The organism is Pseudomonas baetica, assembly GCF_002813455.1.
GTDB lineage: Bacteria > Pseudomonadota > Gammaproteobacteria > Pseudomonadales > Pseudomonadaceae > Aquipseudomonas > Aquipseudomonas baetica.
This window is the reverse complement of sequence record NZ_PHHE01000001.1, coordinates 376,830-403,212: the sequence shown is the minus strand read 5'-3', so window position 1 is coordinate 403,212 and position 26,383 is coordinate 376,830. Positions and strand designations below refer to the sequence as shown.

Here is a 26,383-nt window from a genome sequence, read left to right as displayed (position 1 = left end):
CCGCATGTCCACCGAACAACTGTCGAAAACCCCGCTGCACGCTCTGCACCTCGAACTCGGCGCCCGCATGGTGCCATTCGCCGGCTACGACATGCCGGTGCAATACCCCTTGGGCGTGATGAAAGAACACCAGCACACCCGTGAGCAAGCCGGGCTGTTCGATGTCTCGCACATGGGGCAGATCCGCCTGACCGGCGCCAATGCCGCCAAGGCCCTGGAAACCCTGGTACCGGTGGACATCATCGATCTGCCGGTGGGCATGCAGCGCTACGCGATGTTCACCAACGATAGCGGCGGCATCCTCGACGACCTGATGGTCGCCAACCTCGGCAACGACGAACTGTTTCTGGTGGTCAACGCCGCGTGCAAGGATCAGGACCTGGCGCACCTGCAAAAGCACATCGGCGATCAGTGCACCATTACGGCGCTGTTCGAAGAGCGCGCCCTCTTGGCATTGCAGGGTCCGGCAGCCGTTACCGTGCTGGCGCGACTGGCGCCGGAAGTGGCGAAGATGACTTTTATGCAGTTCAACCGCGTGAACCTGTTGGGCGTGGACTGCTTTGTCAGCCGTTCGGGCTACACCGGCGAAGACGGTTTCGAAATCTCGGTACCGGCCGCCGATGCAGAGAAACTCGCCCGCGCCCTGCTCGCCGAACCGGAAGTCCAGGCCATCGGCCTCGGCGCACGCGACTCACTGCGTCTGGAAGCCGGCCTGTGCCTGTACGGCCACGACATGAACACCGAGACCACACCCATCGAAGCCAGCCTGCTGTGGGCGATCTCCAAGCCACGCCGCGCAGACGGCGCGCGTGCCGGCGGGTTCCCTGGGGCGGAGCAGGTTTTCACTCAGCAACAGAACGGTGTCGCGCGCAAACGTGTCGGCCTTCTACCTCAGGAGCGCACACCAGTGCGTGAGGGCGCAGAAATCGTCAACGAAGCAGGCGAGATCATCGGCAGTGTGTGCAGCGGCGGCTTCGGTCCTACCCTGGGCGGGCCGTTGGCAATGGGTTACCTCGACAGCGCCTATGTCACGCTCGATACCTCGGTTTGGGCCATAGTGCGTGGGAAAAAGGTGCAAATGCGTGTAAGCAAAATGCCATTTGTTCCGCAACGCTACTATCGTGGTTGATTGGCTGTTTCCATAAGTAACGCGATTGCGTTATGCGTGCACTAATGTGTAACGCAATCGCCACAAAAAAGTGCATTTTCTAACATCTGATTCGAATATGAACTTTGCTTATAACGATCGAAAACAATGGAACAAGCCAATCGTCTAAGCCCGCACTAGCGAACTGACTAATTGCCAGCAAGCGCAGCAAAACCGGGGCCTTCGCGGGGCTTGTTTTTTCTCCCGTAGTTGGCGTAGAGTTTGTCTACTGTGTTTGCATGGGTCAGCTTTGAATCGTGACCTGGGCAGTAGCCTACAAGTTAGCTACATCCCGTTCGACGTCTTCTTACTCTCCTGCAACCAGCCCCAGTACTCTTTCATGAGAAAGAGACTGTCATCAATTTATGCGTCAAAGGAAATAAGAAATGTCCACACGTCAGAGCGGTACCGTCAAGTGGTTTAACGACGAGAAAGGTTTTGGTTTTATCACTCCAGAAAGCGGTCCGGATCTGTTCGTGCATTTCCGCGCTATTCAGGGCAACGGCTTCAAGAGCCTGAAAGAAGGCCAGAAAGTGACTTTCGTTGCCGTGCAAGGCCAGAAAGGCATGCAGGCTGACGAAGTACAAGCCGAAGCCTGATCTCTGTAACGAAAAAGCCCCTGATATTGATATCAGGGGCTTTTTTGTGCGCGCGAATCCGTAAAATGGCGCTTCATTTTGCGTCCAGAGGCTGCCATGTCGAAAAACCTGCTCACGCCCCAGGGCGACTTTCCTGCCGTTGGCCTCGGCCGGCGTCTGGCGGCGATGTTCTATGACTTTCTGTTGTGCACCGCCCTGCTGATCGTCACCGGCTTCATCTACAAGCTCATTCAGGCGGCGATCATCGGCGAGGAGCGTCTGCGGGCGATGACCGATGCCGGGCAGATGGATGGTGATCCGCTGTACTCGACTGTGCTTTTGCTGGTGCTGTTTGGCTTCTTCGCCAAGTTCTGGACCCATGGTGGGCAGACACTCGGCATGCAAGTGTGGGGTATTCGCGTGCAGAACGCTGACGGCACAGCGATCAGTCTGTGGCAGGCGTTGTTGCGGTTCATGGTGTCGATTGCTTCATGGCTGTGCGTCGGCCTGGGATTCTTCTGGTCGCTGTACGACAAGCAGAAGCGCACGTGGCATGACATCTATTCCGATACTCGCGTGGTGCGGATCCCGAAAAAGACCAAGTAACCTCCAGACACCGAATACCAATGTGGGAGCGTGCTTGCTTGCGAAGGCGTCGTATCAGTCAATTTCAATGGTGACTGATACACCGCCTTCGCGAACAAGCCCGCTCCCACATTCGATTTGCGTTGCCTGGAAGATTCTACGCGTTACCGGCCAGCTTCATCCGCGCCGCCTGGGTAAAGTCCAGCATCCGCTTCAAAGGCCGAATCGCCTGAGGAATCAACGCCGGATCAACAAAGATCTCGTTCGTCCCTTCTTTCAAGCTCTTGAGCGTGCGCTCAAGGGTGTTCATGGCCATCCACGGGCAATGTGCGCAACTGCGGCACGCTGCGCCGTTACCGGCCGTTGGCGCCTCGATGAAGACCTTGTCCGGGCACAGCTGCTGCATCTTGTAGAAGATGCCACGGTCGGTGGCGACGATCAGGGTCTTGTTCGGCAGACTCTGGGCAGCAGCGATCAATTGACTGGTGGAGCCGACGGCATCCGCCAGTTCGATCACCGCCGTCGGCGACTCAGGGTGTACCAGAATCGCAGCGTCCGGGTACAAGGCCTTCATGTCTTCGAGTTGCTTGGACTTGAACTCTTCGTGGACGATGCAGGCACCGTCCCACAACAGCATGTCAGCGCCGGTCTTGCGCTGGATGTAGGTGCCCAGATGCTTGTCCGGGCCCCAGATGATCGTTTCGCCGTTGTCCATCAGGCTTTCGACGATTTCCAGCGCACAACTCGACGTCACTACCCAGTCGGCCCGGGCTTTGACGGCGGCGGACGTGTTGGCATACACCACCACCGTGCGCTCCGGGTGCTGATCGCAGAAGGCCGAGAACTCATCCACCGGGCAACCCAGATCGAGTGAACAGGTCGCTTCCAGGGTCGGCATCAGCACGCGTTTTTCAGGGTTGAGAATTTTTGCGGTCTCGCCCATGAACTTCACGCCGGCAACGACCACGGTCTTGGCCGGGTGGGCGTTGCCGAAGCGGGCCATTTCCAGGGAGTCGGACACACAGCCGCCGGTTTCTTCGGCCAGGGCCTGAATCACCGGATCGCAATAGAAGTGAGCCACCAGCACCGCGTCCTGAGCCTTGAGCTCGGCGGCGATGGCGGAACGGTAATAAGCCTCTTCCTCGGCGGTCAGCGGTTTGGGCTGTTTGGCATCGAGGTGAGCTTGAACCAGAAGGCGTTCGGAAATCTGCGTCATGTTCGCAAGACCTGCAGGCGCTTTCGCGCGAAAGTCGAGTATACACCCGGCTCCGGACCGCTTGAGGGTACCGCCGGGAGAGTGAGTTTTATCAGGCACGGACAGCGTTTAAGCTGCGCAAGGCTACAGAATATCCGGTTGATACAAAAGATGATTCTGACCTGCGTCAGCATCATCGTCGCCCAACGATCATCCGCCCGAATCCCAGGCAGAAAAAATCCGGAAAACCTCACTCTCATGAGTCTTTCCGGATGTCCTGAAATGCCAGACGCATCAGCCCGCGCGAATCACTCCCCTCTCGCCGACTGTGTCCCTGACCTAACGCAGCGGGTAGATGGACCCGCCACGTTTCTTTTTCTTACGCTTGAACAGACTCAAGATTTTTCGAATGATGCTCATGCTTTTGCTCCCGGTAGAGGCCTAGTTCGGCGCTGATAAGTATTGCCAGTTGCTCGTTGCCCATATCATTGAAATGGACGCGGTCAACAAACAGGGTTTCATTGAAGACAGGGGACTGCTTGAGCATGGCGTTCATGTCCAGGCAGCGGATGTCACCGGCCTTGGCCTGGATGTGCGCGAAAAATGGCGCATGCACTTCCTTGCCCAGTACACCGCTGAAAAGCCGATAGAAGTTGTTCGGGCAGCTGTCGATGGCATGGAATACCGCCTCTTCCTCTGCCGTCAGATGATCCCGGCACCAATGGGACAGAGGCTGAAGGACGAAACTCAGCGTGGCGCCACTGCCTGACAACAACAGCTGCCACTGCTTCAAGGCACCGGTGATGGATTCGGCCGCGCGCTCCAGACGCGCGTCCAGCGAGATACCCTCGTCGGTGATGACTTCATCCGCCGGATTTTCATAGAACAATGCCTTCTTGCAGCGCTGCAACCAGGATTCACCACCCTTTGAACCAAACGAGTTCTTCTTGCGCTGCATGTCTTCGTTGAACTTGTTCATGTAATGCTGGAATTCGAACGAGTAGTAATAACGCCCGTGCTCGCTGGCGAACTCGTCAGGAATGCCTTCTAGGGCCAAGGTATTGATGCCGCTTAACACCACGACACGGTTGATATCGCCCAGGCGATTTTGATGCATCAAGAACATCAGCAATTCCTGGGTGGAGTTGTATCCGCGCCCGGCAAAATTCAGCCAAACCTCGCCCGTCAACTCGCTGAGCCTGGAAGCCACGGTGAACGCATCGCGCGTAGCGCCCACACCCAATGCGGTCGAGCCGCCGACGAGCAAGTTGACCTTGCCATTCGTCGGTAGCTCGGTGACTGAAAATCTCTGCCCTTCATGTTCGCTATAGCGAAAACCGAACGCGTCGGTATTGATCGTCGGCGAACGAAAGTTCTTCTCATGGAAGTACATGGTGTAAGGCACCCAGCGTGCGCCGATGTGCATGAAACTGTCGTAATCACGGATTTGCGGGGTCCACCTGTAGACCTCCTGCACCGCTTGGTGGTGATTCAATGCGGGCTTGTCAGTCAAGGGCATAGTGCGTTCTCCAGTCGGTGTCTTCATTCCATTGAGGCTGGTCGGACTTGTTCACCAGAAAGTCCATTTCCGTGCGCATGAAACAGCGGTAGGCGTCTTCCGGACTTTCAACGATGGGCTCGCCCCGGACGTTGAATGAGGTGTTGATCAGTACCGGGCACCCGGTCAGCCGGGCAAACGCGCCGAGCAACTGACGGAACAGCGGATTGTGCTTCCCGTCCACGGTCTGCACCCTGGCGGAGAAGTCCACATGGGTAACTGCAGGTATTTGCGAGCGTTTGAGTTTGAGCTTCTCGATTCCGATGTAACCCACGTCATCAACGGTCGGGTCACGCTTGTCAGGCGTTACTGGCGCGACGATCAACATGTAAGGCGACGGTTGCTCCAGCCCAAACCATTCGTGCGCCTTTTCGGCCAACACCGCAGGCGCAAACGGGCGAAACGACTCACGGTTCTTGATTTTCAGGTTCATCACACTCTGCATGTGTTCGGAGCGGGGGTTGCCCAGAATCGATCGCGACCCGAGAGAGCGAGGGCCAAACTCCATGCGTCCTTGAAACCATCCAATCACTTTGTCATCAGCCAGGCGGGCCGCTGTCGCCTCTATCAACGCCGAAGGCTCAAGCTTCTGGTAGTTGGCGTTCATCTGGCGCAGATGCTGTTCAATCTCGGCATGACTGTAGGCATTCCCCAGGTAAGCCCCTTGCATCCGGTCCTCGACGCCATCCGCATGGCGTTGCCGGCCAGTCTTTTCGTAATGACATTGCAGTGCGGCGCCGAGGGAGCCACCGGAATCTCCCGAGGCCGGCTGGATGAACAGGCTTTTGAACAACCCGGACTGCGCCAGCTTGCCGTTGGCCACGCAGTTCAGGGCGACGCCGCCGGCGAGGCACAGATGCTCCGCTTGAGTCATCGCCTTGACCTTGCGCGCCAGGCCCAGCATGACTTGCTCGGTGACCACCTGGATCGAGGCGGCAAGGTCCATTTCCCGCTGAGTGATGCGGGCCTCCGGTTCGCGGGGCGGGCCAGCGAACAAGGCTTCGAACGCATCGCTGATCATCCGGTCGCCCACCTCAAAATCGAAGTACTGACGATTCAGCGTGAAACTGCCGTCGTCCTCGATCTGGATAAGATGTTCAAGGATGGTCTCGACATACTTGGGTTCACCGTAGGGTGCCAGCCCCATGAGCTTGTACTCGCCGGAATCGACTTTGAATCCGCAGTAATATGTGAACGCCGAATACAACAAGCCAAGGGAATGAGGAAAACGCGTCTCGAACAGCGGTTCGAGACGATTACCCGTGCCATGCCAAGCGGTGGTGGTCGACCACTCCCCGACGCCGTCGACGCACAGCACGGCGGCATCCTGGAACGGTGACGGATAGAACGCCGAAGCCGCGTGGCTCAGGTGATGCTGGCACAGATACAACGCTGGCATCGCCGCGCCGGGAAAAAGTGTCGCCAGTTCGCGAGCAATGATGCCTTTGACATCTTTTCGCGCGACAAACCGGGTGTAGTTTTGAGCGAACGCCAGAGCGCCTCGTGGAAAATTGTTCTTGTAGGTCTGGCAAATCCGCTCGAACTTTATTGCCGGGTCTTCGTAGTAGGCCAGCCAGCTGATATCGGCCAGGCCGATTCCCGCCTGATCAAGACAGGCGAGCAAGGCTTTGGCGGGGAAACGCTTGTCTTGTTTGATCCGCGAGAAACGCTCTTCCTGCAAGGCACAGACGATCTCTCCGTCCTTGAGCAAGGTCACTGCGCTGTCGTGGTAGAAGGCTGAAATGCCAAGGATGTAATTCATACCACCCCCTGCACGAACGCGAATACCGCAATGGCGAAAAACAGCACAGGCGGCAGATAGTCAAACCAGGTGGCGCGCTGGATCGCGCCCCTCAGCGAATGCGCCGTAAGCCCGACCGTCATGTTCACCAGAATCCCGCCAATATTAAAAATCAGTCCGTAGAGCAAAAAATGCAGCCAGGCAGGACTGGCATCAGGCGGTACGAATTGCGGCAGCAGGCTGATAAAAAACAGGCCGATCTTGGGGTTCGACAAGTTGATCAGCATGCCTTTAGTGAAGGCATGGTTGGCAGGGGCAGGAGCGTTTTCGCTGGCCGCAGTGGCGTCACCGACCGTTCGACGCGGCCAGGAAATATAGGCCAGGTACAACAGATAGAAAGCCCCGGCGATCTGCACCGTGCGGTATAGCAACGGTACTTCCTTGAAGATCAATACCAGGCCGAACGCCGCCAGCAATACATAGAAAAACACCCCGAACTCAACACCCGCCGCCGCTCGCAAACCGGTCCGCACGCCGTGCTTGAGCGATTGGTTCATCACATAAAGCATCGCGGGTCCGGGGGCCAGATTGATGACCAGTACCGCCAGTATGAAAGATAGAAATCCGTAGCTCATGATGCGTCCTGCTGTTGAGTGATTTTGTTGAAACTGCGTCGGGTAAAGTCTCGCAACGTGGACAGCAACGACTCGGCGGGAGGGCTTAATGCCCGATAGCCGACCCAGACGCGCTGCCAATGGCGGGCAAGCTCCGTGTGCCCGCCGTTTTGCGCCACATCATCCAGATGTTGTTTGATTGCCTCGATTGCCCACGCCGTATGGCCACTGACGACGTTATCGATGGTGTTGTGAAGATCGGTAAACATCGAGTTGAAGCCGTAGTGCCGCAATACGTCAGCCGAACGGCGATACTCGCCTCCCACGCCCGACAGCTCCATGGCGAGATTCAGGCCGAGGGTTTCCGGTTGGAAACTTTTCGGAAACAGCGAGATGGCCAGCCAGAACACCGGAACCTGCAAACATTCATCGTCGAAAAGCGCGGATGCGGCAAAGGACTGTGCGGTGAAATCCCCGACCTCGACGCCCATGCTGGCCAGCAGGTCCTGATAAATATTGCCGTGATGAAGCGCTGTATCGCCCTGCCCGAGTTCATCGATCAGGGTGCGGTACAGCAATGCGCCGATCGGGCTGGTGACACTGGCCGGCGCGACGATATTTCGCAGCCACGCCCCGTCGATCAGGGTCAGCGGCGCCAGCCGTGTTGCGTCGGCAATGATCTCGTCGCGAGTCTCTTGCGGGGCTTGCATCAATGGCCGATAACTGTCGACCTGGCGCTTGTGCTGCACCGACAACCAGCTATCCAATCGTTGATGGCTGTAGACGCTGAACGGCAGCCCCTCGCTCTGCACCGCCCGCTGATGACGGGCCAGCCAGCGCTCGGCAAAAAGCCGGGCCACAGGCAATGCATCGGGCGCTTTATCAATATGCAGGAACAGTGGATAAAGCTGCTGTAACGAATACCCGGAGTATTTGGCCAATGCTTGCTGCCTCGCCCTGGCCAGCGCTTTATCGCAGGGCATTGCAGCTTGGCAGGGTGATGCAGCCGCTGATGATCGAGGGGCAACCGGACTGATATTTTCGCTATTGAGCGTAGCGATCCAGGTGTAGACAACCTGGATGTCCTGCCTGGAAAAGACCCCGAACATCCTGCCTTTCGGGTGGCTGATGAGATTCATCAAAGCGCTCTTGCGCGGTTGACCGACCTTGACGTAACGAGAGTTCGCCAACGCCTGGATCGTCGCCTGCGCACTGAACGTTTGCGGCTCCAGCCAATGGTCGATGGGTTGGCCAGCCAGCTCTCCACGCTTGTGATAACCACAGCCGTGAGGGCCCAGTTTTTCAATCAGCGCGACCATGGCCGCGGCATTGCTGAAACGTGCTTCATCCCTCAGCTCGCTGACCAGGCGGTGTTCATTTTTCTGAATCAAATCCAGCGCGCAAGCAAAGCCCTTGTATATCCGCGCATGAGCCTGTGGTTCAACCTGAGCCAGGTAATAGTCAATGGCCGCCTCTGCCGTCGGCCGATACCGCTCAAGGGTTGAACACCCCAGCAGTGGCTCGCCGGCATCCTTGCTCAGGGTGTTGAGCTGATCCAGATACATGCACAACGCGAGATTGACACCCAAGGTTTCGGGGAATCGCGCCGCTGGGAAACATGCCAGGCCAAGCAAAAATACCGGCAGTTCGAAAGCGGCTTCCAGAATGTTCGGATCCTGACTGAAGCTGTTGGCGAACACTTCATTCAAATGCACCCCCGCCTGCCGTGCGGCTTGCTCGAACAGATAGCTCTGGCTAAGGCTCGGATGCCCTCCCCCCACCAGCTTTGCGTGGGTCTGCAATAACAGCCCGCCATCCCGGCGCCATGCGTACGCAATGGACGTTACACCGCAAAGCCACCCCCCCAGGGTCTTGAACAGCGGCGCCTGTTGAAAGAAGAAATGCCGACGCTGTTGGGCACTCACCAGCGTATCGGGAATGCCCTGCCGAAATGGCCTTCCCAACGTCTCGATAGACTGTTCTCCCTCAGCAATCAATGCCGCAAAGTTTGAGGCATCGACAACCGCACAATGACGGTTCAGGCACTGGTTGACGTTTCTCCAGACCAACTCCATCAGCCCGTGACACGCTTCCTGATTGACCAGCCTGAAAAACCACTGGCGCGGGCTCTGCGCAAGCGCTGCGAGATCTGTCGCGGGAATGGCGAGAAAACTCGGCGCGTTGTCATCAAACAAAACGGAAGTAGTACCAGCCATTGTTCGATCCTTGATTGATGGCATTGGACCTGCTCACAGAGTCAGGCAGCACAAGCATTTAACTCATGGCAGGCCGAATCAACTCGCGCACGTTGTAGATCAGTCCCAACAGAGCGACCAACAGCAAGGCGACCCCCGAACACCTGGAGATCAACGTGCCGTTGGTGTGATTCAGCAACTTTTGGTCATGACGATGTAGGTCCCCAGAATCAGCAGATCGATCACCACCCACAGAAACGACAGCAGTAACAAGCTGTGCTTCGCTGAAGACGTCACCTGGATGAACTGGGGAAAGAATGAGATGAAGAAGATGATGTCTTTGGGATTGGAGATGCCAACGATGAACCCGCGCCACAGACCACCGCGCTCTGCGTTTTTCACCGACGCCTGAGTATCCGTTGGTTCGCGAAGGCTATTGAGCGTATCAATCGCCAGATAACCAATAAACAGACAGCCCAGCAGGCTCAGAACATTCAACAACACGATGTTGATGGCGACACTGGTGACGATGATGTAAGACGCCAGCGCAATGAGCATCAAGGAAGCCCAGTTGGTTCCTATCGCCGTCGAGAGCGCCTTTTTCGGCCCGGCAGTGCTGGCGGTCGCAATCACTAATGCGACAACGGGGCCAGGCGTTGCTATCAGGAGCACGACGGTAAAAATATAGGTAAAGGCCAACGCGGTATTCAACGCTTGTTTGCCCCGCTTTCTGGTGACTTGATATTCATCCGAAAAGGGCATCGCTCATGACTCAGCGAACCCGGCTCTTCGAGTTGATACTGTTTGATTTCAAAACTGTCAGGCTCACCAAAGGCCCCCAGAGTCTGGGACTTGATGCCGTCGTTGTACGCTTCGGATCTCGAACGAATACGTGCACGAATGTGCTGACCACTCAGCGAGTTGCCGGCGGCGACCTGGTCAAAATTTTCCCGAGGATTGATCACGAATACGATATGAGCGCCCAGGTTTCTGCTTTTCATCAAGCGGTGACGGGGAAAGTTCATATTCACAAAGAGCGGCATGCCCATGAAAGAGAATGACCAATGCTCGCTGCTCAGATCAGTGGAAATCGACTTTGGCCACGGTCCCGGATCCTGATCGTGCAGTTGCTGTAGAAGGTCCCAGGCGTACAGCTGTTCCAGCGCCAGTGAAGCAAAAACGTTTTTTTCGAATAGCACGATTAACGGCTTGCGGACTCTGCTCTTCACCGTCCAGGACTTGACCTTGGTTATGTAGGAACCGAGGCCATCGATAAAATCGCTGACGTCCCTTTCTTTACTGACAAACAGCAATTCAATCGTCGAAGCGCTTACGGCCTTCTTTCCGAACAGACACGGAAAAGAGTCGTGACTGACAATGGATTCGAATACTTCCAGCGCTGTGGATGCCCACGCCGTCTTGAAAGACTCATACCTGTGCAGATTCTCAAGCCAATCCTGCTTGTTAAAACAACGTCCGTGTAAAGCTTGCATCGCATCTCCATGATGACGCTCAAAAAAAGTTATATGCATATAGCTTTTTGAGATGGGGCATTCTGGAAGCGCTTGGGTTCGTTGTAAAACGAGTTAGATTATGCTCTTTTATTAGCTTTACTCATGGTAGAGCGCGTTATGACGGAACGGATTCCAGCACTGTATTCTCTACGAGCGTTCGAAGTCGCAGCGCGCTTTGGCTCCTTCAGCAAGGCCGCCAGCGAGCTCTCGGTCACCCAAAGCGCCGTTAGCCATCACGTCAAAACCCTTGAAGAACTTTTCGGCTGTAGCCTCTTCGACCGACACGGCCCAAAAATCAGCCTGACTGAACATGGACGCCTGCTGGCGGATGAGCTGAAGGTCGGTTTCAAGATCATAGAAAGCGCGTGCGAACTCCTGAAGGTGGATCGCCATCGGCTGCGCCTCAAAGCGCCTTCGACGCTTACGATTCGCTGGTTACTCAGGGCGCTTGATACATTCAACAAAGACAACAGCCATTGCTGCGTCCAACTTTCCAGTGTCTGGATGGATGTCGATGAAGTGGACTTCTACTCAGAGCCATACGATTGCGCCATCCTCTTGGGGGACGGCAATTTCGGCGCTGGCCTGGAGAGCTTCAAACTGTTTGACGAGTGGCTGATTCCGATTTGCAGTCCTGGGTACAGACAGCCCGAGGAGTTTGAATTGTCGTCACTCAATAACCATGAGTTGCTGCACCCATCCACTGACCGACGAGACTGGCGGCGATGGTTGAAAAGGATGGGCAGCCTTGATACCACTCATCTTGAACGTGGCCAGCTGTTCGATACCCTGGATCAGGGAATTGCCGCTGCGGTTCAAGGTATGGGAATTTCCGTGGCTGATTTGGTCCTGGTGGTTCAGGAAATACAACTCGGCCAACTGCAGCTTCCATTCAAAAGCGCTGTGGCCACGGGTGACGGTTATTACATGACCTGGGTGAAAGCCAGCTCCAAGGCGCAACAGATGCGTCAGTTGCGCGATTTCCTGATGAGGCAGGTCCCAGCGCTACCCGCACAAGGTATCGATTACCTGATCTGATGATGGCGCGCGCTTCACCGCCGCTGTTGTAGAAGAGGTGCTCGATCCAGTCTTCACAGACATCGAGCCTTTCCCTTCCCCGCGGCCGATAAAGCCAACACGCCGAACAGCGCACTCGCCGAATTTCAAGCAAAAAAAAACCCGGAAATCCTCACTTTCGTGGGCCTTCCGGATTTTCTAAACCGCCAAATATGGTGGGTCGTGTGGGATTCGAACCTACGACCAATTGGTTAAAAGCCAACTGCTCTACCAACTGAGCTAACGACCCGCTGTGTGGTGGCGCGTATAATACTGATTTTTAAGGACTATTCAACACCTTTTTGAAAATAATCAAAAATAAGGTGTTGGATCACTGACACCAGCCGCTGCAAAGCCTTCCGCACGCAGCCGGCAGCTGTCGCATTTGCCGCAGGCACGGCCTTCATCATCGGCCTGATAGCAAGAAACGGTCAGCCCATAATCAACGCCAAGCTTCACGCCCGCCTGGACGATCTGCGCCTTGCTCAGATTCTGCAGCGGCGCCTGAATACGGAAACCGCTACCTTCAACACCAGCCTTGGTCGCCAGGTTGGCCATGCGCTCGAACGACGCGATGAACTCGGGACGGCAATCGGGGTAACCGGAGTAATCCACAGCATTCACGCCGATAAAGATGTCGCGGGCACCGAGCACTTCAGCCCAACCCAGTGCCAGAGACAGGAACACCGTGTTGCGCGCTGGCACGTAAGTCACCGGAATGCCTTCACCCTGCTCTTCTGGAATATCAATGCTGCTGTCAGTCAGCGCAGAACCGCCCATGCCATTCAAATTAAGGCCGATCACCTTGTGTTCGACCACACCCAGGTCGCGAGCGACGCGAGCAGCAGCGTGCAATTCGGCGTGCGAGCGCTGACCGTAATCAAAACTCATGGTGTAGCAGCTGTAACCTTCGGCGCGCGCCATGGCCACAACAGTGGCCGAATCGAGGCCGCCAGACAGCAGAATCACTGCACGTTTTTCGGTGGTGTTCAGTTGCTCAGCCATGTCAGCGCCCCGGCTCGTCATTCCAAAGATATTTATGCAGTTGCAATTGCAGGCGCACCGGCAGGTTATCCGCTACGACCCAATCTGCCAGATCCCGAGCATTCAGGTCATGGTGGCTTGGGGAAAACAGTACTTCACCGGCACGTCGGTCAAGACCGTACTGGATCAGTTTGGAAACGGCCCAGTCGTAGTCTTCCCGCGAGCAGATGACAAACTTCACCTGATCGTTCGGGGTCAGCAGTTCGATATTCTCGTAACGATTGCGATGGGCTTCTTTCGAACCCGGCGTTTTCAGGTCGACCACACGACTGACGCGCGTATCGACAGCCGAAATATCGAGGGCGCCACTGGTTTCCAGCGAGACCTCGTAGCCGGCATCACACAACTGTTTAAGCAAAGGAATGGCGTTCGGCTGTGCCAACGGCTCGCCGCCGGTGACGCAGACGTAGCGCGGACGGACTCCGGCTACTTGCTCGAGGATATCGTCGAGGGTACGGATTGTGCCGCCACTGAAGGCGTAGGCACTGTCGCAGTATTGGCAACGCAATGGGCAACCGGTCAGGCGCACAAAAACAGTGGGCAGCCCGGCAGTCCGCGTTTCCCCCTGCAACGAGTAGAAAACTTCGGTGATTCTCAATGTGTCTTGCATAGTCGCCACGGGCGTAACAGCTAAACAGGCTGTCCGCCTCCGTCAGGCACTTCAGGTAATCCCGCCAACGCGTAGACCACAAGAAGCGTGTTTCAGAAAAAGGGCGTGAATTCTAACGAAAAAACCCGCGACAGGCGCGGGTTTCTTCTAAACGGGTGCGGCACGCTTACATGCGTTGCAGATCGCGCTGGGCCAACTGAGCGGCAGACGTGCCCGGATATTGGGCCACCACCTGTTGTAGTATGCCTTTTACCTTGTCGGTGTGACCGAGGCGGCGCTCTACATCAGCCAGCTTGTACAGCGAATCCGGCACTTTGGCGTGCTTGGGATACAGCTGCGAAACCTTGGCAAATGCCTGACCTGCACCTTGCAGATCACCTTTGGCCAGGTTCACTTCACCCAACCAGTACTGGGCGTTGCCCGCGTATTGGCTGTTCGGGTATTTGCGCAGGAAAGCGGCGAAAGCCTGGCTGGCCTTGTCGAAATCCTTGGCTTTGATCAGGTCGAAAGCGGCATCGTAATACAGCTTTTCCTTGGCCGGATCACCCGATTCACTACTTGCAGCAGGTGCCTGGGCAGCAGCCCCGGCGCCAGCGGCAGCACCGGCAGCAGCACTTGCATCGCCACCGGCAGAAGAATTCTCAGGAGTCGCGGCAGGTGCAACGCCGGATCCTATGCGCCGATCAAGATCCTGGTATCGCTCCAGGGATTCTTGCTTCATGCGCGCAACCTGATTCTGCAGTTCTTCTATCACACCTTGCTGGCGCGAAATCTGATCCTGCATCTGTTGCAGTTGGTTGAACAGCATGCCTTGTGCCGAGGCAGGGGCCGAAGCCGCTCCCCCGGCATAGGCGCCGTTCGTACCGTAACCCGCAGGCGGATAACTGCTCCCGCTATTGTTATAACCGGAGTTGTCATCGACCACAGGAACCGCAGCCCACGCCGCAAGCGGCGCGAGGCTGAGAGCCAGAACAGTTACAGCACGACGGCACGTTCGCATATCGAATTACTTACGCAGTTCGACGCGACGGTTTTGAGCCCAGGACTGCTCGTCGTTGCCGGTAGCAACTGGACGCTCTTCGCCGTAGGAAACCAGTTCCAGCTGAGCTGGGGAAACACCTTGCAGTACCAGGTAGCGTTGAACGGCTTTCGCACGACGCTCGCCCAGTGCCATGTTGTACTCACGAGTACCACGTTCGTCGGTGTTGCCTTCCAGAACAACGCGAGCGCCGTTTGCTTTCAGGTCTTTGGCGTGAACGTCCAGAGCGCGCATGGCTTCTGGCTTCAGGTCCGAGCTGTCGTATTCGAAGTAGAAGGTGGTGATTGCGCGCAGAGCAGCTTCTTCGCTCAGGGAACCGTCAACGGCACCAGTGTTTGCGCCGTAACCAGCGTTTGGATCAACAGCGCCTTCACCGGCGTTGTCGCCGCCTTTGGACGAGCAACCTACAGCTACAGCCATGGCCAGAGCCAGCGCAGCAAATTTACCAAACTTCAGCATTTCCATCGTGAAACTCCTAATGAACCCCAGTGTGTTAAGTAAAACGTGTAGCGCCGCGTCAGTTCAGGTAAGGGGACCAGGACGGTTCTCTGACTTCGCCTTGAGCGGTAGGAAGCGGGAGCCTCACGCGTCCATTAATGGACACGAGCATCAAGACTCCCCGGCCCTGCTGGCGGGTGGCGTAGATTACCATGGTGCCGTTGGGCGCAACAGTGGGTGACTCGTCCAGAGTGCTATCAGTGAGGATCTTTACACTACCTCGCTGCAAATCCTGGGCCGCCACCTTGAAATTGGTGAAGCCGTCCTGACGATGGATCATCACCAGGGTCTTTTCATCAGCCGAAAGTTTCGGGTTGGCGTTGTAGTTACCGATGAAGGTCACTCGCTCCGCACCGCCACCACTGGCGCTGGTTTTGTAGATCTGAGGTTTGCCGCCACGGTCCGAGGTGAAGTAGATGGTCGAACCATCCTTGCCCCAGTACGGTTCGGTGTTGATGCCAGGGCCGGCAGTCACGCGAGTGATCTGACGCGAACCGAGGTTCATCACGTAGATGTCCGGGTTACCGTCTTTCGACAAGACGAACGCCAGACGATTGCCATCCGGCGACCAGGCTGGCGCGCCATTCAGGCCTTCGAAGTTGGTGATCTGCTCACGGCGACCGGTGTCAATGTTCTGCATGAAGATGCGCGGACGCTTCTGTTCGAACGACACGTAGGCGATGCGCTTGCCATCCGGTGCGAAACGCGGCGACAGGATCGGCTCACGCGATTGCAGCAGAGTGACTGCGCGAGCACCGTCGTAGTCCGAACGCTGCAGGGTGTAGCGAGTGTTCTTTTCGGAGAAACGCTCAGCTGTCACGTACAGCAGACGGGTCGAAAACGCACCTTTGATACCGGTGAGCTTTTCGAACGACTGGTCCGAGATGAAGTGCGCCATGTCGCGCAATTGCTCGGTGGTGCCGGAAACACTGCCATCAGCCACTTTCTGCTCGGTGGCCACGTTGAACAGCGCCCATTGCACCTGCAGGCGACCGCCCGCTGGAGCGATGCTGCCGACCATCATGTACTGAGCACCCACCGCCTTCCAGTCACGGAAGATGATTTCACTCGGCTGGCTTGGCTGGCTGATCATGTTTTGCTTTGGAATCGGCGAGTAGTAGCCCGAGTTGCGCAAATCGTTACCAATGATTTCAGCCATATCGTCCGGCAGCACGGCACCGCCCTGCATGCCGAACGGAACAACGGCGATCGGAGTGGCCCGATCGCTGCCGCTGGTGACCAGAATGTTCTTTTCATCAGCCATCGCGATCCCTGCCATGCAGCAGATCACGACCAGCATTCCTCGAAGAAGGTTTCTCACAAGGCTAGATCCTCAGGTGTGAATGTCATCTTGAATGAACGATACGGAGCGAAATCGCTCGGCTTCATTCCCTGCATTTCTGTCAAACGTCCAATATTCTTGACTGCCGCCACTGCCGAAGCATCGAACGGACCGTCGCCGCTGGACTTGGCCACGCTGACCGAGGTCACCGTACCGTCCGGCAACATGCCGATCTGCAGCACAACCGTCATGCCTTTGCGTGCCGAAGGAGGACGCGCCCAACCTTCTGCAGCTCGCGCACGAATCAGGTCATCAAAACTGCCCGCGACCTCGTCACCCTGCTCATCGGCCAAGGCCTGCTGACGCTGTGGCGTGTCGGAAAGCAAATCGGCCAAGGCCTGAGCCTTTTTGTCTTCGGTCGATTTACGTGCCGCATCCTGCGCTTTCTTCTTCGCAGCATCGGCAGCAGCTTTCTTCTTCGCTTCGTCGGCGATTTTCTTCTTCGCCTCTTCAGCTTCAGCTTTCTTCTTGGCGTCTTCGGCGGCTTTCTTCTTCGCGTCTTCGACGATTTTCTTCTTGGCTTCTTCAGCGGCCTCTTTCTTGGCCTCTTCCTTCGCCTCTTCTTCAGCCTTCTTCTTGGCTATATCAGCCAATTGTTTCTCTTCTGCCTTCTTGGCCTCGGCTTTTTTGGCGTCGTCGGCTTTTTTGGCTTCATCAGCCTTTTTCGCCTCGTCCGTTTTTTTCGACTCGTCGGCCTTCTTGGCTTCCTCGGCCTTTTGAGCCGCTTCTTCTTTCTTTTGTTCCGCAGCTTTCACCGCTTCCTGCTCGACCTTTTTCTGCTCCATCTGCTCGACTTCGGTCTGGCGCGCGGCGGATTTCTTCGCCTCACCCGCAATCTTCTGATTGGTCTGGGTGGTTGCCTGACTTTTCGATTTCAGTTGGTACAGGGTCGCCTGGACAATCGGTTTAGCCGGCGGCAGCTCTGGTGTGAAGGCGAAACTGACAAACAGCATGCCGAACACCAGCACGTGCAAGACAATCGCCCAGACACTAGGCCAGAAGAAGCTTTCCGAGGCGGACGGCTCTCGCACTTGCTGCATCAGGGGGCCTCGGTAATCAAACCAACATTACCGACCCCGGCTTTCTGCAACCCGCCCATGGCGCCCATGACGGAACCATAATCGACGGTTTTATCGCCGCGGATAAAGACTTGGGTACGCTTGCCGCCTTCGGTGCCGGCGCGAATGATCTTGGTCACCGCATCGGTCATTTGCGGCAGGGTCATGGCCCTGTCCTGTTGCTTCTCGGTGTCGACTTCGCTGCCAAGGTTCCAGTAATAGGTCTTGTCAGCCTTGATCGAAATGGTCAGGACCTGGGTGTTGTTGTCCTGCGGCAAGGCTTCGCTGGAAACCTTGGGCAGATCAACTTTCACGCCCTGATTGAGCATCGGCGCGGTCACCATGAAAATGACCAGCAGTACCAACATCACGTCGATGTAAGGCACCACGTTCATCTCGGCGACCGGCTTGCGCTTTTTGCGAGCTCGAGCGATTAAAGCCATTGGAAATTACCTGCTTATTCTTCGCTGGTGTGCACTTTGCGGTGCAGGATCGCCTGGAATTCATCGGCGAAGGTGTAGTAACGGCCCAGCAGGGTTTCGCTGCGAGCAGCAAAACGGTTGTAAGCGATTACTGCAGGAATTGCTGCGAACAGACCGATCGCCGTGGCGATCAGTGCTTCGGCAATACCCGGGGCCACGGTGGCCAGGGTGGCTTGCTGGGCGCTGGCCAGACCGCGGAAGGAGTTCATGATCCCCCACACGGTACCGAACAGACCGATGTACGGGCTGACCGAACCGACGGTGGCAAGAAACGGCAGACTCTGCTCCAGCTTCTCTTCTTCGCGGGAGATGGCCACGCGCATGGCGCGGGCCACGCCTTCCATCACGGCTTCAGGATCGACGCCTGGCTGCTGACGCAGACGGGAGAACTCTTTGAATCCGGCGCGAAAGATTTGCTCGACGCCCGAATCAGGATCCGGGTTGCTGCCGGCCTGACGGTACAGTTTGGACAGGTCGATACCCGACCAGAAGCGCTCCTCGAAGCTCTCCAGGGCACGTCGACCGGCACGCAGCAGGTTGCTGCGCTGAAAGATCATGATCCATGAGGTCACCGATGCAGCAACCAGAGTCAACATTACCAACTGCACCACGATGCTGGCATTGCTGACCAGGCTCCACATGGAGGAATGGTCGACGACGTTAGCTTCCACGCTTTATCTCCTGCTTTGAGTGTGTACCCGGGCCGCCCGCGTCGGCGAAGGCCGCACGCAGGTCTTCGGGAAGGGCCCGGGGTTTCAAACTGTTAGTGCGCACACAGGCCACCAAAAACTGCCCTTCACAGAGCAGCACATTATCCGTAGCCCGCCTGACCTGCTGTTTAAAGCGCAGGCTGGCACGGTTCAATTCGATTACTTCAGCGCTTACCAGCAATTCGTCGTCCAGTCGCGCCGGCGCGTGGTAGCGCGCTTCGCTGGAGTGCACGACAAACAACAGGTCCTCCCCGGCAAGCGCAGATTGGGCAAAGCCCAGCTCGCGGAGCCGCTCGGTTCGAGCCCGTTCCATAAACTTGAGGTAATTAACGTAATACACGATGCCGCCCGCATCGGTGTCCTCGTAATAAACGCGACAACGATGTGCGAAAGGCTCAAGCCCGTTTTGCGCGCGCATACTCTAGTGCTTACTCCTCAGGTTGCCAATCCGGCCAGGCAACTGTTTTTCATTGTTCGAGGGCTTTACCGCAAAAGTACCGTCCTCTGACAGCACAAACCCTGAATAAATCGACAACAAATGTGTATTAGTCGTCCACGGCATCGAGAAACTCGTCTTCCACGGGCATTTCACCCATTCGTGACGGAATGTTTAAACCGAAATGCAGATACGCATGCCGCGTCACCACCCTGCCCCGTGGCGTGCGCATGATGTAGCCCTGCTGAATCAGGTACGGCTCCAGCACGTCTTCGATGGTGTGGCGCTCTTCGCTGATCGCGGCCGCGAGGCTGTCGATCCCGACCGGGCCGCCATCGAACTTCTCGATCATGGTCAGCAGTAAACGCCGGTCCTGGTGATCGAAACCATGTTCGTCGACATCCAGCAGGTTCAGCGCCAGATCGGCAACCGACTTGGTAATGTGCCCCTTGGCCCGCACTTCAGCAAAATCGCGCACGCGACGCAGCAGGCGGTTGGCGATCCGCGGCGTACCACGGGCGCGGCGAGCAATTTCGAAGGCCCCCTCCGGATCCAGCGGCAGCCCGAGAATATTCGCCGAACGACCGACAATCGTCGCCAGATCTGCGGTGCTGTAGAACTCAAGACGCTGGACGATACCGAAGCGGTCACGCAAAGGATTGGTCAGCATGCCAGCGCGAGTCGTCGCACCCACCAACGTGAAGGGCGGCAGATCGAGCTTGATCGAGCGCGCTGCCGGCCCTTCGCCGATCATGATGTCGAGCTGGAAATCTTCCATCGCCGGGTACAGCACTTCTTCAACGATGGGCGACAGGCGATGGATTTCGTCGATAAACAACACGTCGTGCGGCTCAAGGTTGGTCAACAACGCAGCCAGATCGCCGGGACGCTCCAGCACCGGGCCCGAGGTGCTCTTGATCGACACGCCCATTTCCTGGGCAATGATGTTGGCCAGCGTGGTCTTGCCCAGACCCGGCGGGCCGAAGATCAGCGTGTGATCGAGGGATTCACTGCGGCCACGGGCGGCCTGGATGAACAGCTCCATCTGCTCGCGCACGGTCGGCTGGCCAATGTAGTCGGCCAGACTGACCGGACGGATGGCCCGGTCCTGGACTTCTTCGCGCTCACGCGGGCTGTGCGCGGCGGCGATCAGACGATCAGCTTCAATCACTTAAATCATTCCCTTCAGGGCGCGGCGGATCAGGTCTTCACTGCTCAAATTCTTGTCCTTGATGGCGGTAATCGCCTTGCTCGCTTCCTGCGGCTTGTAGCCCAGGGAAATCAGCGCGCTGACCGCATCGTTTTCAGCGGTGTTGACCGCCGCCGGCCCGTCCGGCTGGTTCGGCACCAGGGCAAACATGGCCGGCGAGGTTTCCCAGGCCTTGAAGCGATCTTTGAGCTCGACCAGCAGACGCTCGGCGGTTTTCTTGCCAACGCCGGGCACCTTGGTCAGCGCCGAGGTGTCCTGGGATTGCACACAGCGGATCAGTTCGTCGACTTCAAGACTCGACATTAGCGCCAGCGCCAATTTTGGCCCGACACCATTGAGACGGATCAACTCGCGAAAAAAGTCTCGCTCACGCTTGCCGGCAAAACCATAGAGTAATTGCGCATCTTCGCGTACGACCAAATGGGTGTGCAGGGTCAGTGGTTCACCGACCGACGGCAACCGATAAAGCGTGGTCATGGGCACTTCCAGCTCATACCCGAGGCCGTTTACATCCAGAATCAGGTGCGGCGGCTGTTTCTCAGCCAGGGTGCCGCGCAAGCGTCCAATCACGTTTCAGATCCTTGAGCGTTGGCCAGCCGTAGGCTGGCGACTAGCGCATGGCGAGCTTCAGGCCGACGACCCAGGCGCGAAACTCACCTTGCGGAAAATTTGATTGCTGATGCTATCAGAGACGCAGGCGCCCGCCACGACTGCGTGCGGTTCCCAAGCCATGCGGAAGCAGACTTGAACGGGTGTGCGCGTGACAAATGGCGATCGCCAGGGCATCGGAGGCGTCGATTTGCGGTTTACTGGTCAGTTTGAGCATGTGCATGACCATCATCTGCACCTGCTCTTTATTGGCTGCGCCGGTGCCGACCACGGCTTGTTTGACCTGGGTCGCGGTGTACTCGGCAATCTCCAGACACTCTTCTGCGCCGGCGACAATGGCGGCCCCACGCGCCTGCCCCAGTTTCAGCGCCGAATCGGCGTTTTTCGCCATGAACACCTTTTCAATGCCCATGGTGACCGGGCCGTAGGTCTGAATGATTTCGCGCACACCGCGATAGACGATTTGCAGACGCTCATGCAGCTCGCCCGCCCCCGTACGAATACACCCCGAGGCCACATAGATGCAGCCGCCGCGGCCGGTATCGCGAACAATGCCGTAACCGGTGATACGCGAACCGGGGTCGATACCAAGAATTAAAGTCATAGCGCCTGCGGATTCGGTAAAGCACGAATTTCAAATCAACCCATAACAAATGTGGGAGCGAGCCTGCTCGCGAAAGCGGTTTCATCATCAGCAACGATGCTGCCTGAAAATCCGCCTTCGCGAGCAGGCTCGCTCCCACATTGAATCGTAGTCGGCCTTAGCCGAGCTGAGCGGCCACGTCTTCCGGAATATCTGCGTTGGAATAGACGTTCTGCACGTCGTCCAGGTCTTCCAGCATGTCGATCAGCTTGAGTACCTTCTCCGCACCTTCCAGATCCAGTTCGGCGCTGGTGGTCGGCTGCATCACGATCTCTGCGTCATCACCTTTGAAACCAGCGGCTTCGAGAGCGTTACGCACGGCGTAGAAGCTGGTGAACGAGGTGAACACGTCGATCGAGCCGTCTTCATGAGTCACCACGTCATCGGCATCGGCTTCCAGCGCTGCTTCCGTCAGTGCATCCTCATCGATACCCGGCGCGAAGCTGATCTGCCCCTTGCGCTCGAACAGATAGGCGACCGACCCGTCGGTGCCGAGGTTGCCACCACATTTGCTGAACGCATGGCGTACGGCAGCTGCAGTACGGTTGCGGTTGTCGGTCATGCATTCGACCATCACCGCTACACCGCCCGGGCCGTAGCCTTCGTAGGTCAGCTCTTCAACATTGTCCGCTTCGGTCGCACCGGCGCCACGCGCAACGGCGCGATCGATGATGTCGCGACTCATGTTCGCGCTCAGCGCCTTGTCCAGGGCCAGACGCAGACGCGGGTTGGAACCCGGGTCACCGCCACCCTGACGGGCCGCAACGGTCAGCTCACGGATCCACTTGGTGAAGATCTTGCCTCTCTTGGCATCCTGACGTTCTTTGCGGTGCTTGATGTTCGCCCACTTGGAATGACCTGCCATAACTCGCTCCGAATTCTCTTTGAAACGTTGCCCGCCCTGCTCATGCAGCGGCCAGCAAACAAAAAATCTCGACCTGTTCTCTCTAGAAAGAAAAAAGGCGCATCCGAAGATGCGCCTTCAGGCCCGTCTTACTCAGCCTTTGGCGTTTCGCGCAAACGAATGTGCAGCTCGCGCAGTGCCTTGGCATCCACGACACCCGGCGCTTGCGTCATCACGTCGGCAGCGCTCTGGGTTTTCGGGAAGGCGATCACTTCACGGATCGACTGGGCGCCGGTCATCAGCATCACCAGACGGTCCAGACCGAACGCCAGACCACCGTGCGGCGGTGCACCGTACTTCAGCGCGTCGAGCAGGAAGCCGAATTTCTCTTCCTGTTCAGCTTCCTCAATACCCAGCAGGCGGAAAACCGCTTGCTGCATTTCCTTGCGGTGGATACGGATCGAACCGCCGCCCAACTCAGTGCCGTTCAGCACCATGTCGTAAGCACGGGACAGAGCACCAGCCGGGTTGGCTTCCAGCTCTTGCGGCGTGCACTTCGGCGCGGTGAACGGGTGGTGCAGCGCGGAGAAGCTGCCGTCGTCGTTTTCTTCGAACATCGGGAAGTCGACAACCCACATCGGGGCCCACTTGCAAGTCAGCAGGTTCAGGTCGTGACCCAGCTTGATACGCAGCGCGCCCAAGGCTTCGCTGACGATCTTGGCCTTGTCGGCGCCGAAGAACACGATGTCGCCATCGACTGCGCCAACGCGATCAAGAATGGCATTGAGGTTGTCCAGCGGGATGTTTTTCACGATCGGCGATTGCAGACCTTCAACACCGGCGGCGCGCTCGTTGACCTTGATGTACGCCAGGCCCTTGGCACCGTAAATGCCGACGAACTTGGTGTAATCGTCGATCTGCTTGCGCGGCATGCTGGCGCCGCCTGGAACGCGCAGAGCGGCGATGCGGCATTTAGGGTCGTTGGCCGGGCCGCTGAACACCTTGAAGTCGACTTCTTTGAGTTGATCGGCAACGTCGACCAGCTCCAGCGGAATACGCAGGTCTGGCTTGTCGGAACCGTAGCGGCGCATGGCTTCTTCGAAGGTCATGTGCGGGAATTCGCCGAATTCCAGATCCAGCACTTCCTTGAACAGGTTGCGGATCATTTGCTCGGTGAGGCCCATGATCTCTTTTTCATCGAGGAAACTGGTCTCGATGTCGATCTGGGTGAACTCTGGCTGACGGTCGGCACGCAGGTCTTCGTCGCGAAAGCACTTGGCGATCTGGTAGTAACGGTCGAAGCCGGCCACCATCAGCAGTTGCTTGAACAGTTGCGGCGATTGCGGCAGGGCGAAGAACGAGCCGGCGTGAGTACGGCTTGGCACCAGATAGTCACGTGCGCCTTCCGGCGTAGCACGGGTCAGGATCGGCGTCTCAACGTCGAGGAAGCCGTTCTCGTCGAGGAAGCGACGGATGCTGGTGGTCATGCGCGAACGCAGACGCAGCTTCTCGGCCATTTCCGGACGACGCAGGTCCAGGAAGCGATAGCGCAGACGGGTTTCTTCGCCCACGTCGGAGAACTCGTTCAGCGGGAACGGCGGGGTTTCCGACTCGTTCAACACTTCCAGTTCGTAGCCCAGCACTTCGATCATGCCCGACGCCATGTTGGCGTTGGTGGCACCGGCCGGACGCAGACGCACCTTGCCGGTGATCTTCACGACGTATTCGCTGCGCACGCGGTCGGCGGCGGCAAAGCTCTCGGCGCGATCCGGATCGAATACCACCTGGGCCAGACCGTCACGATCACGGATGTCGAGGAAAATCACCCCGCCGTGGTCGCGGCGACGGTGAACCCATCCGCAAAGGGTAATTTCCTGGCCTTCCAGGCTTTCGTTCAGTTGGCCGCAATAGTGGCTGCGCATCATGATAATGGTTCGCTTCTCGTCATTCGATATTCGTTGGAGATCCCGGCGCCCTCAGGCGGTCTGGAAGCTCACGCGTGTCGTTCAACCTGGGTTTGAACCCTAGTCAGATTTGTCGCCACCGGCCAGGTTCTTCTTGGCTCCGGTCTTGAAATCGGTTTCGTACCAACCGCTGCCGCTGAGGCGAAAGCCCGGCATGGACAGCTGTTTCTTGAGCTCTGGCGCCTGGCAGGCAGGGCAGTCGACCAGCGGTGCCTCGCTGATCTTTTGAATGGCTTCCAGTTGATGACCACAGGAAGCGCATTGGTAATCGTACATCGGCATGGGGGTGTCTCGGCGATCAGATTGCCACCGCGCGCAGGGCTTTGCGGCGAAAGAGCGGGATTATATCCATTAAACGCGGCCTGTGCAGCCGTAAGACTGCACAGGCCGCGACGTTATCCGCAACCCCAGCCTTCAGACAACAACAGGCGGCGGCGCATCCTTGACTCCATTCATCACGCAGACCACCCGCACCAGTGCACTGAAGTTTTTCACCCCGCCGTGGCGCAGATGCACTTCACGATCGACGTGGGACAACAACGTACTGATCGAACAGCAATTGTCTTCGGCCATGTTGCCGAGGATGTTCCAGTAAACCTGCTCCAGCCGCAGGCAGGTCGCATAACCGTTCAAACGCACAGATCGCGACAATGGCCGAATCAGTGACATGTCGAATTCGCTGACGAACGGATCGACTTTTATAGCGTGTCGCGAGCTGACATCCCTGTCGCCTCGCCTGTCTCCCTCTACCATATCGTTGACACTCCTTTGCCATTGCTGCTTGTTTTAAAAGCCACATCCTGTGCCTTCATAAAAACGCAGACGCAAAGTTATATCCAGATGACTTATTGACCATCAACGTAGGATAAGCCAACGACGCAAGTAGGAGGCTGGACAGCGCGCGAGCAGGCCTTTGACGTGCCCGCGCAACTTGGTTACGCCTCGAGCAAGGCGCGCAGCATCCACGCCGTTTTTTCGTGCACTTGCATCCGCTGAGTCAGCAGGTCGGCCGTCGGCTCGTCACTGACCTTGTCCAGCAGCGGGAAGATGCCACGCGCAGTGCGGGTCACCGCTTCCTGACCGTCGACCAGCTGCTTGATCATGTCTTCGGCACTCGGCACCCCCTCCTCTTCCTTAATAGAAGAAAGACGTGCGTAAGTGGCGTAGGCGCCCGGCGCGGGAAAACCCAGCGCGCGAATGCGCTCGGCGATCAGGTCCACGGCCAGCGCCAGTTCGTTGTATTGCTCTTCGAACATCAGGTGCAGCGTGCGGAACATCGGGCCGGTGACGTTCCAGTGGAAGTTATGGGTTTTCAGATACAGCACGTAGGTGTCCGACAGCAGCCGCGACAGCCCTTCGACGATGGACTTGCGATCTTCTTCACTGATACCGATATCGATTGCCATGTTTACCCCCTAACGGCGATTGAATTCATCCAACAGGTGCAGACCCACTCTAGCAAGGCTGTCGCCACCCCGCAGCCCCGAAAGCCTGAACAGGCTGCGACAAAACGACTGACGCTCTGCCGCTGGCCGGGCTGATTTGAGTAGCTGCAGGCTTTGCTGTTAAATAGGCAGTGTGTCGCCATGCCCCATTTTTCGGGGCGTTGCGCATAGGCTGATGCCGTGTACGTGCCTACCGCCTCTTATTTTGTTGTGAAGCGAACCGTGCGCCTTCAGCTCTTCCTTGTGAGCCGTCATAACGTGAGCCA

28 protein-coding genes and 1 tRNA gene are annotated in these 26,383 nt (G+C 57.2%); 4 read left to right on the top strand and 25 right to left on the bottom strand.

Going from position 1 to position 26,383, the window contains the following annotated elements; translation table 11 throughout:
• The first annotated feature begins 4 nt into the window (after positions 1-4).
• The 3 genes from gcvT to ATI02_RS01765 all read left to right on the top strand — a co-directional run bounded on the left by gcvT (position 5) and on the right by ATI02_RS01765 (position 2,331).
• Positions 5-1,129 carry a glycine cleavage system aminomethyltransferase GcvT gene (gcvT, locus tag ATI02_RS01775; protein ID WP_100845279.1) on the top strand — a complete coding sequence of 375 codons (1,125 nt, stop codon included), beginning with the start codon at positions 5-7 and terminating at the stop codon, positions 1,127-1,129.
• 404 nt (positions 1,130-1,533) lie between these two features.
• The gene (locus ATI02_RS01770) at positions 1,534-1,746 is read left to right on the top strand and encodes a cold-shock protein (RefSeq protein WP_003227496.1); all 213 of its coding nucleotides are present in this window, start codon (positions 1,534-1,536) and stop codon (positions 1,744-1,746) included.
• A 96-nt stretch (positions 1,747-1,842) separates the two neighbouring features.
• Positions 1,843-2,331 (top strand): RDD family protein, encoded by a 489-nt coding sequence (locus ATI02_RS01765; protein ID WP_095188030.1) that lies wholly within the window; start codon positions 1,843-1,845, stop codon positions 2,329-2,331.
• A 136-nt stretch (positions 2,332-2,467) separates the two neighbouring features.
• On the opposite strand, the gene nadA is transcribed toward ATI02_RS01765, so the two are convergent.
• The 7 genes from nadA to ATI02_RS01730 all read right to left on the bottom strand — a co-directional run bounded on the left by nadA (position 2,468) and on the right by ATI02_RS01730 (position 11,106).
• Positions 2,468-3,526: a quinolinate synthase NadA gene (nadA, locus tag ATI02_RS01760; RefSeq protein WP_042560632.1), complete on the bottom strand. Its 1,059-nt coding sequence runs from the start codon at positions 3,524-3,526 to the stop codon at positions 2,468-2,470.
• Between the two features lie 358 nt (positions 3,527-3,884).
• Positions 3,885-5,024: a G-D-S-L family lipolytic protein gene (locus ATI02_RS01755; RefSeq protein WP_100845278.1), complete on the bottom strand. Its 1,140-nt coding sequence runs from the start codon at positions 5,022-5,024 to the stop codon at positions 3,885-3,887.
• A complete protein-coding gene (locus tag ATI02_RS01750; protein ID WP_100845277.1) occupies positions 5,011-6,825 on the bottom strand; it encodes a carbamoyltransferase family protein in 1,815 nt (604 codons plus the stop codon). Before ATI02_RS01750 ends, ATI02_RS01755 begins: the two co-directional genes overlap by 14 nt.
• Positions 6,822-7,439, bottom strand: a complete 618-nt coding sequence (locus tag ATI02_RS01745; RefSeq protein ID WP_100845276.1) for a LysE family translocator — start codon at positions 7,437-7,439, stop codon at positions 6,822-6,824. The genes ATI02_RS01750 and ATI02_RS01745 overlap by 4 nt, the downstream gene beginning before the upstream one ends.
• Entirely contained in the window at positions 7,436-9,634 is a 2,199-nt protein-coding gene (locus ATI02_RS01740; protein ID WP_100845275.1) for an iron-containing redox enzyme family protein, read from the bottom strand. The genes ATI02_RS01745 and ATI02_RS01740 overlap by 4 nt, the downstream gene beginning before the upstream one ends.
• A gap of 171 nt (positions 9,635-9,805) precedes the next feature.
• The gene (locus tag ATI02_RS01735; RefSeq protein WP_420875239.1) at positions 9,806-10,324 is read right to left on the bottom strand and encodes a LysE family translocator; all 519 of its coding nucleotides are present in this window, start codon (positions 10,322-10,324) and stop codon (positions 9,806-9,808) included.
• The gene (locus tag ATI02_RS01730; protein ID WP_100845274.1) at positions 10,321-11,106 is read right to left on the bottom strand and encodes a YqcI/YcgG family protein; all 786 of its coding nucleotides are present in this window, start codon (positions 11,104-11,106) and stop codon (positions 10,321-10,323) included. The genes ATI02_RS01735 and ATI02_RS01730 overlap by 4 nt, the downstream gene beginning before the upstream one ends.
• A 138-nt stretch (positions 11,107-11,244) precedes the next feature.
• On the opposite strand from ATI02_RS01730, the gene ATI02_RS01725 reads away from it, so the two are divergent.
• Entirely contained in the window at positions 11,245-12,165 is a 921-nt protein-coding gene (locus ATI02_RS01725; protein ID WP_100845273.1) for a LysR substrate-binding domain-containing protein, read from the top strand.
• Between the two features lie 192 nt (positions 12,166-12,357).
• Here ATI02_RS01725 and ATI02_RS01720 read toward each other — a convergent pair.
• The 18 genes from ATI02_RS01720 to ATI02_RS01635 form a co-directional block, all read right to left on the bottom strand.
• Positions 12,358-12,433 (bottom strand) — tRNA-Lys (locus ATI02_RS01720).
• A 62-nt stretch (positions 12,434-12,495) separates the two neighbouring features.
• A complete protein-coding gene (queC, locus tag ATI02_RS01715; protein WP_100845272.1) occupies positions 12,496-13,188 on the bottom strand; it encodes a 7-cyano-7-deazaguanine synthase QueC in 693 nt (230 codons plus the stop codon).
• A 1-nt stretch (position 13,189) separates the two neighbouring features.
• Positions 13,190-13,837 (bottom strand): 7-carboxy-7-deazaguanine synthase QueE, encoded by a 648-nt coding sequence (gene queE, locus ATI02_RS01710; protein WP_100845271.1) that lies wholly within the window; start codon positions 13,835-13,837, stop codon positions 13,190-13,192.
• Between the two features lie 166 nt (positions 13,838-14,003).
• Positions 14,004-14,837, bottom strand: coding sequence for a tol-pal system protein YbgF (ybgF, locus tag ATI02_RS01705; RefSeq protein WP_100845270.1), 834 nt, complete (start codon positions 14,835-14,837; stop codon positions 14,004-14,006).
• Positions 14,838-14,843: 6 nt separating this feature from the next.
• Positions 14,844-15,341: a peptidoglycan-associated lipoprotein Pal gene (gene pal / locus ATI02_RS01700; protein ID WP_003178634.1), complete on the bottom strand. Its 498-nt coding sequence runs from the start codon at positions 15,339-15,341 to the stop codon at positions 14,844-14,846.
• Positions 15,342-15,393: 52 nt separating this feature from the next.
• Positions 15,394-16,674 carry a Tol-Pal system beta propeller repeat protein TolB gene (gene tolB, locus ATI02_RS01695; RefSeq protein WP_164747834.1) on the bottom strand — a complete coding sequence of 427 codons (1,281 nt, stop codon included), beginning with the start codon at positions 16,672-16,674 and terminating at the stop codon, positions 15,394-15,396.
• 17 nt (positions 16,675-16,691) lie between these two features.
• Positions 16,692-17,756: a cell envelope integrity protein TolA gene (tolA, locus tag ATI02_RS01690; protein WP_100845269.1), complete on the bottom strand. Its 1,065-nt coding sequence runs from the start codon at positions 17,754-17,756 to the stop codon at positions 16,692-16,694.
• The gene (gene tolR / locus ATI02_RS01685; protein WP_161806672.1) at positions 17,756-18,208 is read right to left on the bottom strand and encodes a protein TolR; all 453 of its coding nucleotides are present in this window, start codon (positions 18,206-18,208) and stop codon (positions 17,756-17,758) included. Before tolR ends, tolA begins: the two co-directional genes overlap by 1 nt.
• Positions 18,209-18,231: 23 nt before the next feature.
• Positions 18,232-18,927 (bottom strand): protein TolQ, encoded by a 696-nt coding sequence (gene tolQ / locus ATI02_RS01680; protein ID WP_008080223.1) that lies wholly within the window; start codon positions 18,925-18,927, stop codon positions 18,232-18,234.
• Complete coding sequence (gene ybgC / locus ATI02_RS01675) at positions 18,917-19,384, bottom strand: tol-pal system-associated acyl-CoA thioesterase (protein ID WP_095188026.1); 468 nt, start codon at positions 19,382-19,384, stop codon at positions 18,917-18,919. The genes tolQ and ybgC overlap by 11 nt, the downstream gene beginning before the upstream one ends.
• Before the next feature lie 127 nt (positions 19,385-19,511).
• On the bottom strand, positions 19,512-20,573 hold the full coding sequence (gene ruvB, locus ATI02_RS01670) for a Holliday junction branch migration DNA helicase RuvB (RefSeq protein WP_100845268.1): 1,062 nt from the start codon (positions 20,571-20,573) through the stop codon (positions 19,512-19,514).
• Entirely contained in the window at positions 20,574-21,182 is a 609-nt protein-coding gene (ruvA, locus tag ATI02_RS01665; RefSeq protein ID WP_100845267.1) for a Holliday junction branch migration protein RuvA, read from the bottom strand.
• A gap of 115 nt (positions 21,183-21,297) precedes the next feature.
• A complete protein-coding gene (gene ruvC, locus ATI02_RS01660) occupies positions 21,298-21,825 on the bottom strand; it encodes a crossover junction endodeoxyribonuclease RuvC (RefSeq protein WP_007962095.1) in 528 nt (175 codons plus the stop codon).
• 157 nt (positions 21,826-21,982) lie between these two features.
• The gene (locus ATI02_RS01655; protein WP_095188024.1) at positions 21,983-22,729 is read right to left on the bottom strand and encodes a YebC/PmpR family DNA-binding transcriptional regulator; all 747 of its coding nucleotides are present in this window, start codon (positions 22,727-22,729) and stop codon (positions 21,983-21,985) included.
• A 128-nt stretch (positions 22,730-22,857) separates the two neighbouring features.
• A complete protein-coding gene (gene aspS, locus ATI02_RS01650) occupies positions 22,858-24,633 on the bottom strand; it encodes an aspartate--tRNA ligase (RefSeq protein WP_095188023.1) in 1,776 nt (591 codons plus the stop codon).
• Between the two features lie 99 nt (positions 24,634-24,732).
• Positions 24,733-24,954, bottom strand: a complete 222-nt coding sequence (locus ATI02_RS01645; protein WP_003227532.1) for an FmdB family zinc ribbon protein — start codon at positions 24,952-24,954, stop codon at positions 24,733-24,735.
• 132 nt (positions 24,955-25,086) lie between these two features.
• Positions 25,087-25,425 carry a ribbon-helix-helix domain-containing protein gene (locus ATI02_RS01640; RefSeq protein WP_095188022.1) on the bottom strand — a complete coding sequence of 113 codons (339 nt, stop codon included), beginning with the start codon at positions 25,423-25,425 and terminating at the stop codon, positions 25,087-25,089.
• Positions 25,426-25,607: 182 nt separating this feature from the next.
• Positions 25,608-26,078: a Dps family protein gene (locus ATI02_RS01635; RefSeq protein ID WP_095188021.1), complete on the bottom strand. Its 471-nt coding sequence runs from the start codon at positions 26,076-26,078 to the stop codon at positions 25,608-25,610.
• Positions 26,079-26,383 lie beyond the last annotated feature (305 nt).